Below are 16361 nucleotides of genomic sequence, written 5' to 3'. Positions count from 1 at the left end.
CGTCTTGCGGAGGTTTCGACTAGACCCGTCATGGGACTGGCGTGCCAGTGGGGGCGAAGTTATCCCGGGGCCAATTCCTGAGGCATTTACGTCGATGCAAAGCTTGGGCCCCTCCGGGCGAATTCGGAGGGGCCCAAGTGGTTTTGGCGGCAGTAGTTGACGGCAACGTCAGCGGATGGGGGCTGCACTGAGTGGTGGGTCATCCCGGTCATCGTGTCGCCTCACGTTCTGCTTCCCGTGCTTCACGATGTTCCGTCAATGAGCGGATGCACTCGCCGGGGAAAGCGATTCGTCGTTCAGATGCACGGGTATTGGTGGCAGGGCGGTCAGCCCGCCGGTCTGGGGGTGCTGGAGGGTGCAGCGGATGCTGGCAGTACCCCTGCGGAGGTCTAGGTCTTCCCATTGACGGCCGAGGAGTTCGCCCTTGCGGAGTCCGATGTGGAGCGCGAGTTCGTACAGCGCGAGCGGGCGGTCATTGCGGGCGGCAGCGAGGAACTGGCGGGCTTCATCTGCCGTGAGCGGTTCGAACCGACGGGGGCGGGGGGCTGCCGGTGCGGACGTTGCGGGCGACATTGCGCGTGATCTCTTCCTCACGTACGGCGTGCTCCAGGGCGGACTTCAGCACGGAGTGGATGTACGCCAGTGTCAGCGGGGAGAGCCGCTGGGAGGGGCACGTTCCGGCAGCGCAGCAACGGGGCTGATCACGGCGGGCGTCAGTGCCACGGGTGCAGCACTGGCATGTGGTGCGGAGCTGGTTGAGCCAGGTACGGACGCCCTTGGCAGGGTTCGCCGAGCGGCGAGCAGGACCGCGTCCTGGGGCCCCGGAGGCCTTTCGACTGCCGGGAGCCCGGGTTCCACCGGGGTGCCACCGCCGCGCCCCGGCGGTCCTGGCGTCGACCGGCACTTTCCACCCTGGCCGCCCGGCGGCTCGGTGTTGGCTGGCGTCGACGACCTTGGCCGCCCTGGGCGGCGGTTCGGTGCCGCCGACGTCGACCGCCTTGGCCACGCGGCCGGCGGCCAGGTGTCGGGCGGCGTGTGCGCCCCTGGCCTGCCCGGCGTCCGAGGCCGCGCGAGTGCGGGCGTGACCGGGCCGGGGCGGAGCCCGAGGCGCTTTTCGGTCTTTGCCGCACGGCGGGTGGCGAGTGGATGAGGGTGTGGCCGCGACCCCGCCCTCACACGGGTGCGCCCATTCAGGGCCCCCGGGTGCCGCAAGGCAACCCGCACGCTCGAGCGCAGCCCCGCCGAGCGCGGCGGCCCGGCCGCCGTCGGTGCCGCAGGGCTCGCCCCCGCATGACCTACCCGCAGCCATGTACTAGAGTTATCTCGACATCGAGATATCTACCGAGGCGCACCGCAGCCGACGCCGGTAAGGGTTACCTAACTTAGCCTTACCTCAGCGGATCGACAAACCCGTCGTGGCGGCAGGATTGTGGTGGAACGCGCACATCAATGAAGGAGACTGTCGTGTCGGCGAACAGCTTCGACGCCCGCAGCACGCTGCGCGTGGGCGACGAGTCGTACGAGATCTTCAAGCTGGACAAGGTCGAGGGCTCCGCGCGCCTCCCTTACAGCCTGAAGGTTCTCCTGGAGAACCTGCTCCGCACCGAGGACGGCGCGAACATCACCGCCGACCACATCCGGTCGCTCGGCAACTGGGACTCCCAGGCCCAGCCCAGCGAGGAGATCCAGTTCACGCCGGCCCGCGTGATCATGCAGGACTTCACCGGTGTGCCCTGTGTCGTGGACCTCGCCACCATGCGTGAGGCCGTCAAGGAGCTCGGCGGCGACCCCGCGAAGGTCAACCCGCTCTCCCCGGCCGAGCTGGTCATCGACCACTCCGTCATCGCCGACAAGTTCGGCACCAAGGACGCCTTCAAGCAGAACGTGGAGCTGGAGTACGGGCGCAACAAGGAGCGCTACCAGTTCCTGCGCTGGGGCCAGACCGCGTTCGACGACTTCAAGGTCGTCCCGCCGGGCACCGGCATCGTCCACCAGGTCAACATCGAGCACCTGGCCCGTACGGTCATGGTCCGGGGTGGCCAGGCCTACCCCGACACCCTCGTCGGCACCGACTCGCACACCACCATGGTCAACGGCCTCGGCGTGCTCGGCTGGGGCGTCGGCGGCATCGAGGCGGAGGCCGCGATGCTGGGCCAGCCGGTCTCGATGCTCATCCCGCGCGTCGTCGGCTTCAAGCTGACCGGCGAGCTGAACCCGGGCACCACCGCCACCGACCTCGTCCTCACGATCACCGAGATGCTGCGCAAGCACGGCGTCGTCGGCAAGTTCGTCGAGTTCTACGGCGAGGGCGTGGCGGCCACCAGCCTCGCCAACCGTGCCACCATCGGCAACATGTCGCCGGAGTTCGGCTCCACCGCCGCGATCTTCCCGATCGACGACGAGACCCTGAAGTACCTGCGCCTGACCGGCCGTGACGCCCAGCAGGTCGCGCTCGTCGAGGCGTACGCCAAGGAGCAGGGCCTCTGGCTCGACCCGGCGGCCGAGCCCGACTTCTCCGAGAAGCTGGAGCTCGACCTCTCCACGGTCGTCCCCTCCATCGCCGGCCCCAAGCGCCCGCAGGACCGCATCGTCCTCGCCAACGCCGCCGAGCGGTTCGGCCAGGACGTGCGCAACTACGTCGAGGACGACGACGAGGCGGGCAAGGAGTCCTTCCCGGCCTCCGACGCCCCGGCCACCACCAACGGTGTGCCGAGCCGCCCCACCACGGTCACCCTGGCCGACGGCACCACCTTCGAGATCGACCACGGCGCGGTCACGGTCGCGGCCATCACGTCGTGCACCAACACCTCCAACCCGTACGTCATGGTCGCCGCGGCGCTCGTCGCGAAGAAGGCCGTCGAGAAGGGCCTGACCCGCAAGCCGTGGGTCAAGACCACCCTCGCGCCGGGCTCGAAGGTCGTCACCGACTACTTCGACAAGGCCGGCCTCACGCCCTACCTCGACAAGATGGGCTTCAACCTCGTCGGGTACGGCTGCACCACCTGCATCGGCAACTCCGGTCCGCTGGACGAGGAGATCTCGAAGGCGATCAACGAGCACGACCTCGCGGTCACCTCGGTGCTCTCCGGCAACCGCAACTTCGAGGGCCGGATCAACCCCGACGTCAAGATGAACTACCTGGCGTCCCCGCCGCTGGTCGTCGCGTACGCCATCGCCGGTTCGATGAAGGTCGACATCACCACCGAGGCCATCGGCACCGACACCGAGGGCAACCCGGTCTTCCTCAAGGACATCTGGCCCACCGAGGCCGAGGTCAACGACGTCGTGGCCAACGCCATCGGCGAGGACATGTTCAACAAGTCCTACCAGGACGTCTTCGCGGGTGACGCGCAGTGGCAGTCGCTGCCGATCCCGACCGGTGACACCTTCGAGTGGGACTCCGAGTCCACCTACGTCCGCAAGCCCCCTTACTTCGAGGGCATGACGATGGAGACCACCCCGGTCTCCGACATCCAGGGCGCCCGCGTCCTGGCGAAGCTGGGCGACTCGGTCACCACCGACCACATCTCCCCGGCCGGCGCGATCAAGGCCGACACCCCGGCCGGCAAGTACCTCACCGAGCACGGCGTCGAGCGTCGTGACTTCAACTCCTACGGCTCGCGCCGTGGCAACCACGAAGTCATGATCCGCGGCACCTTCGCCAACATCCGCCTGCGCAACCAGATCGCGCCGGGCACCGAGGGCGGCTTCACCCGCGACTTCACCGTCGAGGGCGGCCCGGTCTCCTTCATCTACGACGCCTCGCAGAACTACCAGGCCGCCGGCATCCCGCTGGTCATCCTGGCGGGCAAGGAGTACGGCTCGGGCTCGTCCCGCGACTGGGCCGCCAAGGGCACCGCGCTGCTCGGCGTCAAGGCCGTCATCGCCGAGTCCTACGAGCGCATCCACCGCTCGAACCTGATCGGCATGGGCGTCCTGCCGCTCCAGTTCCCCGAGGGCGCGACCGCCTCCTCGCTCGGCCTGACCGGCGAGGAGACCTTCTCCTTCACCGGCGTCGAGGAGCTGAACAACGGCACCACCCCGCGCACGGTGAAGGTCACCACCGACACGGGCGTCGAGTTCGACGCGGTCGTACGCATCGACACCCCCGGCGAGGCGGACTACTACCGCAACGGCGGCATCATGCAGTACGTGCTGCGCCACCTTGCCAGCTCCTGACCTGATGTGAACGAGCGCCCTGCGCCCGCGCCCCGCGCGCGGGGGCAGGGCGCTCGCGCGCGGAACGTTCCCCGGAGCGGAGCCGCGCTCCTGTGACAACGAAGAACCCCGTACCTGGCACCAGGTGCGGGGTTCTTCGTCGTTGCCTGGCCGCGTCGTTGTTCGAGGGCGATTACCTGATCGGTGGACGCCCGGAAATCTATGGCGGCTGGAGTAGACATTGGGTGGTGGTGTGGATATGGTTTCTCTCGTAGCCGAGATCGAGCAAGGCCCGGCAGAGACGAACTGCCGGGCAGCAGTACCCGCAAGTGCAGGTGCAGGACGGTGCGGTGACGGAGTTTCGAAGCCAGGGTGGTTGCTGGACGGCGACGGGACTGGTGACCGGACCGGGTGGCCCGCAGTGATCAGGGGCCGCCGCAAGCAGTACCGCAGTGGCAGTACAAGCGCAGTACCAGTAAGCGCAGTTCGCAGTACCCGCAGTGAAGTGAAGTGAGCAGTACCTCGGTGAAGGCGTCGGCTGCGGGCGCGCGCACCGGGAGGTTCGGCAGTGGGGTTCTAAGCCAGAGCAGACGCAGGACGGGCGACGGGGCTGGCTGCCGACGGTGGTGCTGGGAGAGGCCACCAGCAGTGCAGGCAGTACACGCAGTACGCGGTAACAGCAGTACGCAGTTCCCAGGTAAGTGGTTCACCCAAGAGGGAAAGAACGGAGGAATCGAGCACCGTCGGGATCGCCCGGACGCCACGCGAGTCCGGGTACCGCAGGACATCGATAGTGAGGTGGTCTGAGGTCACGCATCCGCGATCCCCGCAACCGCCACGCATCCCCCCGGTGGCGATGCGGACACACAGGCCGGCGCACGATCAGGGCCGGCAGATGGTGTAGGAGTTCCTTCGGGGCCCGGGTGCCAGTAGTACGGCACCCGGGCCCCTCAACGCGTTCCACAGAGAGGTGCGATGACAGCAGACGACTCCTTCGGCCGTCTCGATGACGACGACTACCCCGCCTACACCATGGGCCGCGCCGCCGACCTGCTCGGCACCACCCAGAACTTCCTCCGGGCGATCGGTGAACACCACCTGATCACCCCGCTCCGCTCACCGGGCGGACACCGCCGCTACTCCCGGCACCAGCTGCGCATCGCCGCCCGCGCCCGCGAACTCGTCGACCAGGGCACCCCGATCGAGGCGGCCTGCCGCATCATCATCCTGGAAGACCAGCTCGAAGAAGCCCAGCGCATCAACGCCGAACACCGCCCCGCTCCCGCAACGGTCAAGACATCCGCCGCAGCGTGAACTGGGGCCCGCCCCCTGATTCCCGACGGGCCCCCGGCCGCCTCTTTCCCGAGGGCCCACGCCCGGCCCCGGCCCGCGCCGAGACGAGTGACCCACGTTGCGCGTCACCGTCATGCGCAACCGCGCGCCGCCCGATCAGCGCCTTCCGCCGGAACGGGCCGATCAGGTCAGTGGTCGATCAGGGCGATGCCGTGGTCGCTGTATCGGGCGCCCTGGGCCCCGGTGTCGGGGACGGCGGCGTCGATGGCGGCGAGGTCGGCCGAGGTCAAGCGCAGGTCGAGGGCGGCCAGGTTGTCGCGCAGGTGCGGGCGGCGGGAGCTGCCGGGGATGGGGACGATGTCGTTGCCGCGGGTGAGCAGCCAGGCGAGGGCGATCTGGGCGGGGGTGGCGCTCTTGGCGGCGGCGAGGCGGGTGATGGCGTCCACGGTGGCCAGGTTGGCCTTGAGGTCGTCGCCGTTGTACCGGGGAGCGGTGGCACGGAAGTCGCCGGGTTCGTAGCGCGTGGTGGCGCGGACGGCTCCGGTGAGCAGGCCGCGGCCGAGAGGGCTGTAGGCGATCAGGGTGCCGCCGAGACCGCGGAGCGTGGGCAGGATGTCGTTCTCGACATGGCGTTCCCACAGCGAGAACTCGGTCTGGACGACACTGATCGGGTGGACGGCGTGGGCGCGGCGCAGAGTGGCGGCCGAGACTTCGGACAGGCCGACGCGGCCCACCTTGCCCTGGGTGACCAGGTCGGCCAGGGCGCCGACGGACTCCTCGACCGGGACAGCGGGGTCGATGCGGGCGAGGTAGTACAGGTCGATGTGATCGGTGCGCAGCCGGCGCAACGAGGCTTCGCAGGCACGCCGCAGATCGTTGGGTGAACCGGCGGGGACCAGGCCCTCGGCGGTGCGGCGGACTCCGGCCTTGGTGGCCAGCACGGCGCGGTCGCGGTGCGGTGCGAGGGTTTGGCCGAGCAGTTCCTCGTTTGCTCCGTCGCCGTAGAAATCGCCGGTGTCGAACAGGGTGACACCCGAGTCAAGGGCCTCCAGCAGGGTGGCCGCGGCCTCGTGCGGGTCAGCGGGACCGTAGATGCCGGTCATGCTCATGCAGCCGAGGCCGAGTCGCGAGACGGCCGGCCCATCGGGGCCGAGGGTGGGGGTGGGGGTGGGGTGCATTGCTCCTCCGTCACTTTGCCAGGGCCGCGCGGAGGAACTGGACAATTTCCGCCTGGGCGGCCTCGGCCTGTGGTTCCACGCCGGGCATGGCGAGGAACGCGTGCTGTGCTCCTGGGTATTCGGAAAGCCGCACGGGGGTCCCTGCCGCGCGCAGCCGTTCGGCGTAGCGGCGGCCGTGGTCGGCGAGCGCGTCCCGGGTGGGCACCACCACGAGCGCGGGAGCGAGCCCGCTCAAGTCGTCCGCGTACAACGGCGAAAGTACGTGGGCGTCGGCTCCCGGCGGAACGGCGAGCCGCTGGACGAGCCGCAGTTGTGGCAGGGCCCGGGTCGGGTTGTACGCGTACGCGGCCATCGAGGCGTAGTCGAACATCGTCTCGGTCACATCGACCGCGGGGTTGACCAGCACCTGCGCCTGGAGCTCCAGGCCGGCCTCCCGGGCCCGGACGGCCGTCAGGGCGCTGATCAGTGCGCCGCAGCTCTCGCCGAATACGGCCGCGCGTGCCGGGTCGGCGCCCCACCGCGCGGCGTGCCGCAGCACGTGGTCGAGCACGTCCCAGCCGTCGTCGACGGCGTTCGCGAGCGGGCTGTCCGGGGCGAGGAGGCGGTGCTCGACCGAGACGACGAGCGCGGGGAGTCGGGCGGCGAGGTGGCTGTTGGTCCAGTCGCACTGCGCCGCCGTGCCCACGAAGCCGCCGCCGTGGACGTGGATGACCAGTGGCAGACCGGTTCGGGCGGCGGCCTCGTCGTCTTTCGTCGGGGCCGGCCGGTACACCCGGACCGGCAGGTCGCGGCCGGGCAGCGCGATGTGCTGCCAGTCGATCGCGGCGCCGGGGTCCGGCTCCCCGAGGATCGACCGCGCCGCGCGGGAGGCCCGGAAGCGGTTCTCCGCATCGCGGTAGGCGCGCAGTTCCTCGGGCGTCATCACCGAGAAGTCCGGCTCCGGCGGCCGCGTCGCGGTGGTGGTCTCAGCGGTCTCAGTGGTCTCGCTCATGTCTCCTTCTCCCTTCCCGGCTGGATGCCGGGTGTGCCATCGCGGTCGGACAGTGCGTTGCCCTCATTATGCACGCGGTGCGTGCATCGGTGGGTGCATACGTTAGGATGAGGTGGACAAGAGGGGCGAGATGACTGGCCGAAGGCGATGGTCGACCGAGGAAATCCTCGACACGGCGGCGGAACTCCTGCGCACGGGCGACGCCGAGTCGTTCAGCGTGCGCAAACTCGCCGTGGCGCTCGGGACCGACTCCTCCAGCCTCTACCGGCACTTCCGCAACAAGACCGAGCTGCTGCGCGCGGTCGCCGACCGGGTCCTGCTGGCCGCCATGGACGGCTACCACCCCGAGGGCGACTGGAAGCGGCGCGTCACCGCCCTGGCCCTGCGCCTGCGCGAAGCCTTCGGTGAGCAACCCCAACTCGCCACGGTGTGGGGCCGCTACGCGTCCGGCGGCACCGGGTCCCGCCTGGTCATGGAGGAGCTGCTACAGGCCCTGCGCGCGTCCGGACTGCCCGACGAGGAGGTCCCGGTGCGCTACCACCGCATCGTGATCCTCCTCGCCGCGCTGATCGCCTCCGAGGCCGGCATCAGCACCATCGGCCCCACGGAGTACGAACAGGGCATGGAGCAGTTCCGCGTCGCGGTGCTCGGCGCCGACCCCGAACGCTTCCCCGCCCTGGCCCACTTCGCCCGCGACGTACGCCCCCTCGGGGCGGACCGCCGCGCCGCGTTCGAAAACATCCTCGCCGCTCAACTCGCGCACATCGAGGCGCGGATCCCCTGACAGGCCCGCCGATCGCCGGTGTGACACGGTCTGTCGTCCGCGAGTGCGCTCAGGTGACCGGCGACGACGGCAGGGCCGCACCCCCCGCGCGGGGAGTGCGGCCCCTGCCGTGTGTGCGTAGAAGCCGGGCTTCGGAAGGTCAGGACGTCATCAGGCGGTAGATGTTGTAGTTGCTGCCGATCTGTACGCGTGTCTCGTAGGGGTCGGCCGCCAGGCCGCTGCCCTTGTACAGCCACAGGCCGCCGTTGGTGTCCCGGGCGAGGAGGTCGGTCCTGCCGTCGAGGTCCACGTCTCCGGTCGAGACGATGCGGTTGAACATGTTCCAGCCGGCGCCGATCCTGGTGCGGGGCGCGAATGGGGCGTTGTAGTTGCCCGTGCCCTTGTAGAACCAGAGCACGCCGGCCGTGTCGCGGGCCACGATGTCGGCCTTGCCGTCGCCGTCCAGGTCGCCCTTTCCGGCGAGTTGGGTGTAGACCTCCCAGCCGCCCCCGACCTTGATGCGGCTGGTCACCGTGCCGTCGCCGTAGCCGAGGTAGAGCCACAGCACGCCCGCGCTGTCCCGCGCGATCACGTCGTAACCCTGGGCGCCGCCGAGGTTGCCGGGGGAGAGTTCCGTGTCGTAGATGTTCCAGCCGCCGCCGATCACCTTGTCCGGGGTGTTGGCGTCGACGAAGTAGTGCAGCGTCCCGTCGTTCGCCCACTCCCACTGGCCGTCGAGGTAGCCGTCGGCGTTGTTGTCGACGAACGCGTTGTTGGTCACGGACGGGAGGCTGCCCGCCGCCTCACGCGGCGTCAGGCCGCCGATGCCGTCGGGCCCGTACGCCCAGGCGTCGCCGGAGTTGTCGATGCCGAGCAGCGGGAAGACCGGGTCGGCGGCGATGTCCGCCGCGGACGTCGCCGTGAGGCTGCGGATGTGCGGGGCGCGCGCCGGCATCTTCGGCAGGGGGTGGGCCGGGCCGATACCGCCGGCCCGGACCGGGACCGGGACCGAGGCCGAGGCCGCGCCGGCGCCCGTGGCGACCAGCGCGGCTGCTATCGCGGCCACGGCGAAGCGGGAGAGGGTCCTGCCACTCGTACGGACCTTGAGGTGGGCCACGTAGTGCTCCTTCGGTGAAGCGCGTCACGGGTGACACGCGGTACGACCCATGAGTCGTACCGCATCACCGCGACCGCCGCACGGCGTCTTTCAACATTCAACCGGGTTGAAACAGAAGGGAGATGAGCCGTGCGAGTACGTCAGGACAGCAGTTCGACCTCCGCGAGTGTCGCCGTGCCGCCCCCGCTCACCAGCCGGTAGTGCGGATAGGACCCGGGGGAGTGGACCGTGAAGACCCGGGTCTGGCGGTCCCAGCCGAACGTCTCACCCGCCCGCCGGTCGAGGTCCTTCCATGTCGTGCCGTCCGCCGAGGCCTGCAACGTCCAGGACGCCGGAGCCTTGGCGCGCTCCGCCGAGGTGAGCGTGTACTGGACGCACCGTGTCGGCGCGGACAACGGCAGCTCCACCGAGGTGAACGCGGCGGAGGTGGCCGAGGAGTTGTCGAACAGGGGGCCAGAGCCGGTGATCGCGTCGCTGGGCGGCGTCGGCACCTTGTCGTCCTTGGTGAGGGAGACCGGCGCCGCGTCCTTGCCCGTGCCCCACGACGAGGGCCTGGATCCCATGGCGAAGTCGAGCGTGCCGCCGCGCGCGAGCAGATCGTGCGGGAGCGCCGTGGAGTTCCACGCCTTCCCGTTGACCTTCAGGGACTGCACGTACACGTTGGCGGCACTGTTCTTCGGCGCCCTCACCACCAGGTCGCGGCCGTTCTCCAGATGGACGGTCGCCTTGGTGAACAGGGGCGAGCCGATCGCGTACTCACCGCTGCCCATCACCAGCGGGTAGAAGCCGAGCGCCGAGAACACATACCAGGCCGACTGCTCGCCGTTGTCCTCGTCGCCGTGGTAGCCCTGCCCGATCTCGCTGCCGTTGTAGAGCCGCCGCAGGACCTCGCGGATCTTCTCCTGCGCCTTGAAGGGCTGGCCCGCGGCGTCGTACATGTACGTGACGTGGTGCGCGACCTGGTTGGAGTGGCCGTACTGACCCATCCGCACGTCACGTGCCTCCGTCATCTCGTGGATGACGCCGCCGTAGGAACCGGCCAGCTCGGGTGAGGCGGTCTCGGGCGTCGAGAAGTACGTGTCGAGCTTCTTGGCCAGGCCCGCCCGGCCGCCGTAGAGGTTGGCCAGGCCCCGGGAGTCCTGCGGGGCGGTGAAGGCGTAGCCCCAGCCGTCCGTCTCGGTGTAGTCGTAGCCCCAGACGCGGGGGTCGTAACTGGCGCTGTCCAGGCGCCACTTGCCGCCCGCGTCCTTGCCCTGGAAGAAACCGGCCTTGGAGTCGAAGAGCTTGACGTAGTTCTGGGCGCGGCCCAGGAAGTACGCGGACTCCTCCTGGTAGCGGGGCTTCTTGGTCTTCTCGTACAGGGCCTGGCCCATCTTCGCGAGGCCGTAGTCGTTGACGTAGCCCTCCATCGACCAGGACAGGCCCTCGGGCGTCGAGGTCGGGGTGTAGCCGAGGAAGGGGGAGGTGTCCATGCCCTTGCGGCCCACGCCCGAGGCGGGTGGGGCGACCGTGGCGTTCTTCAGGGCCGCCTCGTAGGCGGCTTCCGCGTCGAACTTCACGCCCTTCACGTAGGCGTCGGCGAAGGCCACGTCCGAGCTGGTGCCGGTCATCAGGTCCGCGTAGCCGGGCGATGACCAGCGGGAGATCCAGCCGCCGTCCTTGTACTGCTGGACGAAGCCGTCGACCATCTCGCCGGCCTTCTTGGGTGTGAACAGCGAGTAGGCGGGCCACGTGGTGCGGTAGGTGTCCCAGAACCCGTTGTTGACGTAGACCGTGCCGTCGACGACCTTCGACCCGGTGTGGGTGGGGGTGTCCTCGCCGCTCTTCGGCGAGAACGGACTGGCGTACTGGTTCTTCGAACCGACCTTCTCGTAGCCGGAGTTGGGGTAGAGGTAGAGCCGGTAGAGGGAGGAGTAGAGCGTGGTCAGCTGGTCGTGGGAGGCACCCTCGACCTCGATGCGGCCCAGGATCTTGTCCCAGGCCGCCCGCGCCCGGTCCCTGACCGTGTCGAAGCGGGTTTTCGCGGGGACCTCGGCCGCCAGGTTGGCCTTCGCCTGGTCCACGCTGATGAGCGAGGTCGCGAGCCGCAGCGTGACGGTGCGGTCCTTGCCGGGCTTCAGGCGCGCGTAACCGGTGACGTCCGCGCCCCCGCCGCCGGGCAGCTTGCCGCTCGCGGTCACCGGCGCGTCGAACACCCCGTACACGAAGAGGCGTCCGGCCCCCGCCGACAGGCCGCTCTTCACGTCCGAGTAACCGGTGAAGGAGGAGGTCGCCGGGTCCAGGGTGAGGCCGCCCTGGTTGGTGACGTTGTCGAGAACGACGCTGGCGTCGTCACCGGGATAGGTGAACCGCATCATCGCCGCGTGGTCGGTCGGCGCGATCTCCGTCTTGAGGCCGTTTTCGAAGGTGACGCCGTAGTAGTACGGCTTCGCCGTCTCGTTCTCGTGCCGGAAGGGCAGCGCCCGGGCGGTCCGGGAGGCGTCGGGTGTGCCGGCCGCCGCCGACGGCATGACCTGGAAGGTCTGGCGGTCACCCATCCACGGGCTCGGCTCGTGGCTCGCGCTGAACGCCTGGAGGGTGGGCAGGTTGTCGGCGTTGTTGCGCCGCGCGTAGTCGTAGAGCCAGTCCTGCGAGCCGGCGTTGGTCACCGGGGTCCAGAAGTTGAAGCCATTGGGGACCGCCGTCGCGGGGAAGTTGTTGCCGCGCGAGAAGGAGCCGCTGGAATTGGTGCCGCGCGTGGTGAGCGCGTAGTCCGAGAGATGGGTGAGCGGCTTCTCGGGCTTCTTCGGCGCGATGGAGAGGTCGTCGATCCAGCCCTGGAACTTCGCCGGGCCCCTGGGGGAGTCGTACGCCACCAGGATCCGGTCCACCGTCTTGCCGGCGGCGACCGTGCCGATCACCGAGGAGACCTGGTTCCACTGGTTGACGTACAGCGTCTTGGCGGCGCCCTGGCCCTGCGGGCTGAGCACCCCGCCGTGCGCGTCGAGGGCCCCCAGGTCACTCAGATAGGTGCCGTCGGTGAAGGCGAGGTCCACGGACACGTTGGTGGCCGGGTAGGTGAGGTCGGTCTCCGTCATCGAGGGGAAGACCTTGTAGTCGAGTTCGGTGTCCCGGCCGACGCGGGTGTTCACGTCGAAGACCTTGTTGTACGAATAGGCGCGCCCGCCGGGCTTGTGCGTGCCCGCGTAACGCAGCGCCCGCACCCCGGTGAAGCCCGCGTGCGCCTTGGCGGTGGGGGAGCCGCCGGGCCCTGCGTCCGCGACGGTGAGCATGTCCGGCGGGACGGGGGCGGTGGTGTCGCCGTCGGAGAACTGGACATCGGCGAGCTGGGTGAGGCCCGCGCCGCCATTGGCGGTGATCTCCAGGCGGTAATGCGCGTAGGCGGTGGTGTTGGTGAAGTCGTACGTCTTGGTCTGGCCCCGGTCCTTGAAGCTCTCACCGGCGCGGCTGTCCAGGGTCTTCCAGTCCTTGCCGTCCAGCGAGCCCTTCAGGGTCCAGTCCTTGGGGTCGCGCTCGGGGGCGTCGTTCGCCGAGGTCAACGCGTAGGTGACCGTCTTCACCCGTTCGGACAGATCGAATTCGAGCCAAGCTGTCGGCTGGAAGGCCAGCCATTTCGTGCCGGCCTGACCGTCGATCAGGTTCTCCTTCACCTCCCCGCCGTCGGTGTTCTCGGCGCTGGCCCGGACGGCGGTGACCTTGTCGGTCACATTGCCCGGTATGCCGGTGGCGAAGCCGCCGTCGACGCCCGAGGACCGCTTGGCGCCCGCGCGGTCGCGCTCGACGGTGCTGGTCCAGTCCGGCTGGGGCTGGCCCGTTTCGAACGAGGTGCTGAAGCGGCCGTCCTCGGGCGGCCGGGCGGTCGCGGACGGCGCGCCGACGGCCGACTGCGCCGTCACGACGAGCAGGAACGAGGCGGCCACGAGGGCGGCCGCCGGTCCTCGTCGGTACCGGGATCTGGGCAGCATGCGGGCCCTTTCCTTCCGCGCAGGCCACGGGGGCGTGCGGAGGCGTAGTGGACAACGTTGTCAGGGTGAAAACGCAGGATCCAGTAGCACGGCAAGTGCCTCATGGTGTCAAGGGTGTTGAGAAGGAATGGATGGCCGAAATCCAGGGGCAATGAGGGCGTCAAGGTGTGTAATGCGCGTCAAAAGGAGCACCCTCATCCGCATTGGTACGTACCAACGGATATATCCGCGAGGTCTCAACTCGGGAAAGACTGACGGCCAACCCTGCTTTCGATCTTGCTCAGTTGACGGGAAGTGGACTATACCTGTCGGCGTCCGGGCAACCCGCTGAACGCGGGCGGGGGAACCGCGTGCGGGCCGGTCTGCCCGGGACCGGGCAGCCTCCGCGATGGATGTACGGCATCACTCACGCTTCAACTGTTCGCGGGCGCCGGCGGATTCCGCTGCACCGCATGAGTCCTGGAGAAGGCGAGGACTTGAGCATGGGATCCGAGATCAACCGCCGTGACGCACTCAAGCGGGCCATGGCGATCGGCCTGCTGGCTGTGCCGGCGACTTCACTGCTGAGCGCGTGCGCGAGCTCAGACGGCGGAGACAGCACCACAAAGCCGAAGTCCCAGGGCACCAAGTCGGCGGACAATCCGCTCGGCGTCAACAAGGGCACCGCCCTTGAGGCGTTCGTCTTCAAGGGAGGCTTCGGCGACGACTACATCAAGTCGGCCGAGGCCGACTACAACGCCAAGTACGGCATCACGGTCAAGCACACCGGCACCCAGGCCATCGGCCCCAAGCTCCAGCCGCGCTTCGCCGGCAGCACCCCGCCGGACTTCATGGACAACTCCGGCGCCGACAACCTCGACACCGCCGCCCTCGCCAAGACCGGCAAGCTCCAGGACCTCACCCCGCTCCTGGACGCGCCGACCATCGACGACCCGTCGAAGAAGGTCCGCGACGTCCTGATCGCCGGCACCGTCGAACAGGGCCAGTTCGGCACCAAGGAGATGTACGCGTTCAACTACGCGTTCACCGTCTACGGCACCTTCTACTCCAACAAGCTGTTCAAGGAGAAGGGCTGGACGTATCCCCAGACCTTCTCGGACATGCTGGCGCTGTGCAAGAAGATCAAGGCCGAGGGCATCGCCCCCTTCACGTACCCGGGCAAGTACCCGTACTACGTCCACTTCGACCTGCTGCACCAGATCGGCAAGGTCGGCGGCAAGGAAGCCCTCAACGCGATCGACAACCTCGACGACGGCGCCTTCAAGACCGACGCCGTCAAGGAAGTCGTCTCGTACTACGAAGAGCTCGCAGGACAGGGCTACTTCCTCCAGGGCTCCGAAGGCATGACGCACATTCAGATGCAGACCGCCTGGACGCAGGGCCGCGCCGCGATGGTGGCCGACGGCTCCTGGGTGGAGAACGAGGCCGCGCCCACCATGCCGAAGGACTTCGACCTCGCGGTCGGCTCCCTCATCGGCTCGGGCCCCAGCGACAAACTGCCCTTCGGCGCGCTGTACGCGGCGGCGGGCGAGCCCTTCATCGTCGCCAAGGACGGCAAGAACCCCACCGGTGGCATGGAGCTGCTGCGCATCATGCTCAGCAAGAAGCAGACCACCAACTTCACCAACGCCATCAAGTCCCTGACCTGTGTCCAGGGCGCCGCCGACGGGCTCACCCTCACCCCGGGCCTGACCTCCGCGAACGCCGCCCTGAAGGCCGCCGGGCCCAACGTCCTCAACTCCCGGCTCCAGGACTGGTACAAGAAACTGAACAACGAGACCATCGGAAACCTGACCCTCGACCTGCTTTCCGGCAAGATCAAGGCGGCCGAGTGGATGGACAAGGCCCAGAAGGCGTCGGACGACACCAAGAAGGACTCCTCCGTCCCGAAGTTCAAGCACCTCTGATCAAGGCGCTCAGGCCCTGACCCCACTGGCTGACACGAGAGCGACCGGCGACATGCGACACGGCAAGTACCGGTTCATCATCGGATTCCTGGCAATTCCCCTGGCGCTCTACGGGGTCCTCGTGATCTCGCCGTTCCTCCAGGACTTCCAGATTTCGATGACGAGCTGGAGCGGACTGACACCCGAGAAGAACTTCATCGGGCTTGACAACTATCAGAAACTGATCCACAACGACCTGTTCTGGAAGGCGTTGTGGCACAACGTCCTTCTGCTCCTTTTCGTGCCGGTCGTCACGCTGGCCTTCGGTCTCTTCTTCGCCTTCATGCTGAATGTCGGCGGCCGCCGCAAAGGCTCCGCGGGGGTCGCCGGCGTACGGGGCTCGGGCCTGTACAAAGTCATCTTCTTCTTCCCCCAGGTCCTGTCCATCACGATCATCGCGATCCTGTGGCAGCAGATCTACAACCCCGATCCCCAGAACGGGATGCTCAACTCGCTCCTGTCGAGCGTGGGCCTCGGCTCGCTCCAGCAGTCCTGGCTCGGCGACTCCAGCATCGCGCTGATCTGCATCATGGTCGTGATGGTGTGGGCGAACGTCGGGTTCTACGTCGTCCTGTTCTCCGCCGGCATGGCCTCCATCCCCGGCGAGATCTACGAGGCGGCCCTCCTGGACGGCGCCTCGCGCGTCAAGACGTTCTTCCGGATCACCCTGCCGCTGCTGCGCGACACCGTGGCCACCGCCTGGGTCTACATGGGCATCATCGCCATGGACGCCTTCATCTATGTGCAGTTGATGTCGGTCAACGTCGGCGGCCCCGACGAGTCCACCGACGTGGTCCCGCTGCTGCTCTACAAGACGGCGTTCCGGGACAACAGCCAGTACGGAATGGCCGCCGCCATGGGTGTCGCGATGCTGATCGTGACTCTGGTGTTCGCCGTTCTCAGCATGCGGCTCTCGCGCCGTGAGCGCATCGAATTCTAGGGATGGCGCG

9 protein-coding genes are annotated in these 16361 nt (G+C 68.5%); 5 read left to right on the top strand and 4 right to left on the bottom strand.

What is annotated here, in order from left to right:
- Positions 1 to 1449: 1449 nt before the first annotated feature.
- On the top strand, positions 1450 to 4179 hold the full coding sequence (acnA, locus tag ACFYM2_RS31215) for an aconitate hydratase AcnA (RefSeq protein WP_359005843.1): 2730 nt from the start codon (positions 1450 to 1452) through the stop codon (positions 4177 to 4179).
- A gap of 954 nt (positions 4180 to 5133) precedes the next feature.
- Positions 5134 to 5472: a MerR family transcriptional regulator gene (locus ACFYM2_RS31210; RefSeq protein WP_359005846.1), complete on the top strand. Its 339-nt coding sequence runs from the start codon at positions 5134 to 5136 to the stop codon at positions 5470 to 5472.
- Between the two features lie 167 nt (positions 5473 to 5639).
- Here ACFYM2_RS31210 and ACFYM2_RS31205 read toward each other — a convergent pair whose 3' ends face one another.
- Complete coding sequence (locus ACFYM2_RS31205; RefSeq protein ID WP_388840864.1) at positions 5640 to 6629, bottom strand: aldo/keto reductase; 990 nt, start codon at positions 6627 to 6629, stop codon at positions 5640 to 5642.
- A 10-nt stretch (positions 6630 to 6639) separates the two neighbouring features.
- Positions 6640 to 7620, bottom strand: coding sequence for an alpha/beta hydrolase (locus ACFYM2_RS31200; protein ID WP_359005852.1), 981 nt, complete (start codon positions 7618 to 7620; stop codon positions 6640 to 6642).
- A gap of 130 nt (positions 7621 to 7750) precedes the next feature.
- On the opposite strand from ACFYM2_RS31200, the gene ACFYM2_RS31195 reads away from it, so the two are divergent.
- Positions 7751 to 8404 (top strand): TetR/AcrR family transcriptional regulator, encoded by a 654-nt coding sequence (locus tag ACFYM2_RS31195; RefSeq protein WP_359005855.1) that lies wholly within the window; start codon positions 7751 to 7753, stop codon positions 8402 to 8404.
- Positions 8405 to 8543: 139 nt separating this feature from the next.
- On the opposite strand, the gene ACFYM2_RS31190 is transcribed toward ACFYM2_RS31195, so the two are convergent.
- Both ACFYM2_RS31190 and ACFYM2_RS31185 read right to left on the bottom strand, forming a co-directional pair.
- Entirely contained in the window at positions 8544 to 9500 is a 957-nt protein-coding gene (locus ACFYM2_RS31190; RefSeq protein WP_388840861.1) for an FG-GAP repeat domain-containing protein, read from the bottom strand.
- Positions 9501 to 9640: 140 nt separating this feature from the next.
- On the bottom strand, positions 9641 to 13465 hold the full coding sequence (locus tag ACFYM2_RS31185; protein WP_388840858.1) for a GH92 family glycosyl hydrolase: 3825 nt from the start codon (positions 13463 to 13465) through the stop codon (positions 9641 to 9643).
- Positions 13466 to 13947: 482 nt separating this feature from the next.
- On the opposite strand from ACFYM2_RS31185, the gene ngcE reads away from it, so the two are divergent.
- Both ngcE and ACFYM2_RS31175 read left to right on the top strand, forming a co-directional pair.
- Positions 13948 to 15372, top strand: a complete 1425-nt coding sequence (gene ngcE, locus ACFYM2_RS31180; protein ID WP_388460419.1) for an N-acetylglucosamine/diacetylchitobiose ABC transporter substrate-binding protein — start codon at positions 13948 to 13950, stop codon at positions 15370 to 15372.
- A gap of 52 nt (positions 15373 to 15424) precedes the next feature.
- Positions 15425 to 16351 (top strand): sugar ABC transporter permease, encoded by a 927-nt coding sequence (locus ACFYM2_RS31175; RefSeq protein WP_350233235.1) that lies wholly within the window; start codon positions 15425 to 15427, stop codon positions 16349 to 16351.
- The last annotated feature ends 10 nt before the right edge of the window (positions 16352 to 16361 follow it).

The sequence above is a fragment of the Streptomyces sp. NPDC006711 genome (assembly GCF_042869775.1).
Taxonomy (GTDB): Bacteria; Actinomycetota; Actinomycetes; order Streptomycetales; family Streptomycetaceae; genus Streptomyces.
The sequence above is the reverse complement of the archived record's forward strand: the minus strand, read 5'-3'. Positions and strand labels throughout refer to the sequence as shown.

Bases quoted from the DNA above. Each gene is read 5' to 3' on its own strand.
- acnA (WP_359005843.1), top strand. From the start codon at position 1,450: ATGAAGGAGACTGTCGTGTCGGCGAACAGCTTCGACGCCCGCAGCACG.
- ACFYM2_RS31210 (WP_359005846.1), top strand. From the start codon at position 5,134: ATGACAGCAGACGACTCCTTCGGCCGTCTCGATGACGACGACTACCCC.
- ACFYM2_RS31205 (WP_388840864.1), bottom strand. From the start codon at position 6,629: ATGCACCCCACCCCCACCCCCACCCTCGGCCCCGATGGGCCGGCCGTC.
- ACFYM2_RS31200 (WP_359005852.1), bottom strand. From the start codon at position 7,620: ATGAGCGAGACCACTGAGACCGCTGAGACCACCACCGCGACGCGGCCG.
- ACFYM2_RS31195 (WP_359005855.1), top strand. From the start codon at position 7,751: ATGACTGGCCGAAGGCGATGGTCGACCGAGGAAATCCTCGACACGGCG.
- ACFYM2_RS31185 (WP_388840858.1), bottom strand. From the start codon at position 13,465: ATGCTGCCCAGATCCCGGTACCGACGAGGACCGGCGGCCGCCCTCGTG.
- ngcE (WP_388460419.1), top strand. From the start codon at position 13,948: ATGGGATCCGAGATCAACCGCCGTGACGCACTCAAGCGGGCCATGGCG.
- ACFYM2_RS31175 (WP_350233235.1), top strand. From the start codon at position 15,425: ATGCGACACGGCAAGTACCGGTTCATCATCGGATTCCTGGCAATTCCC.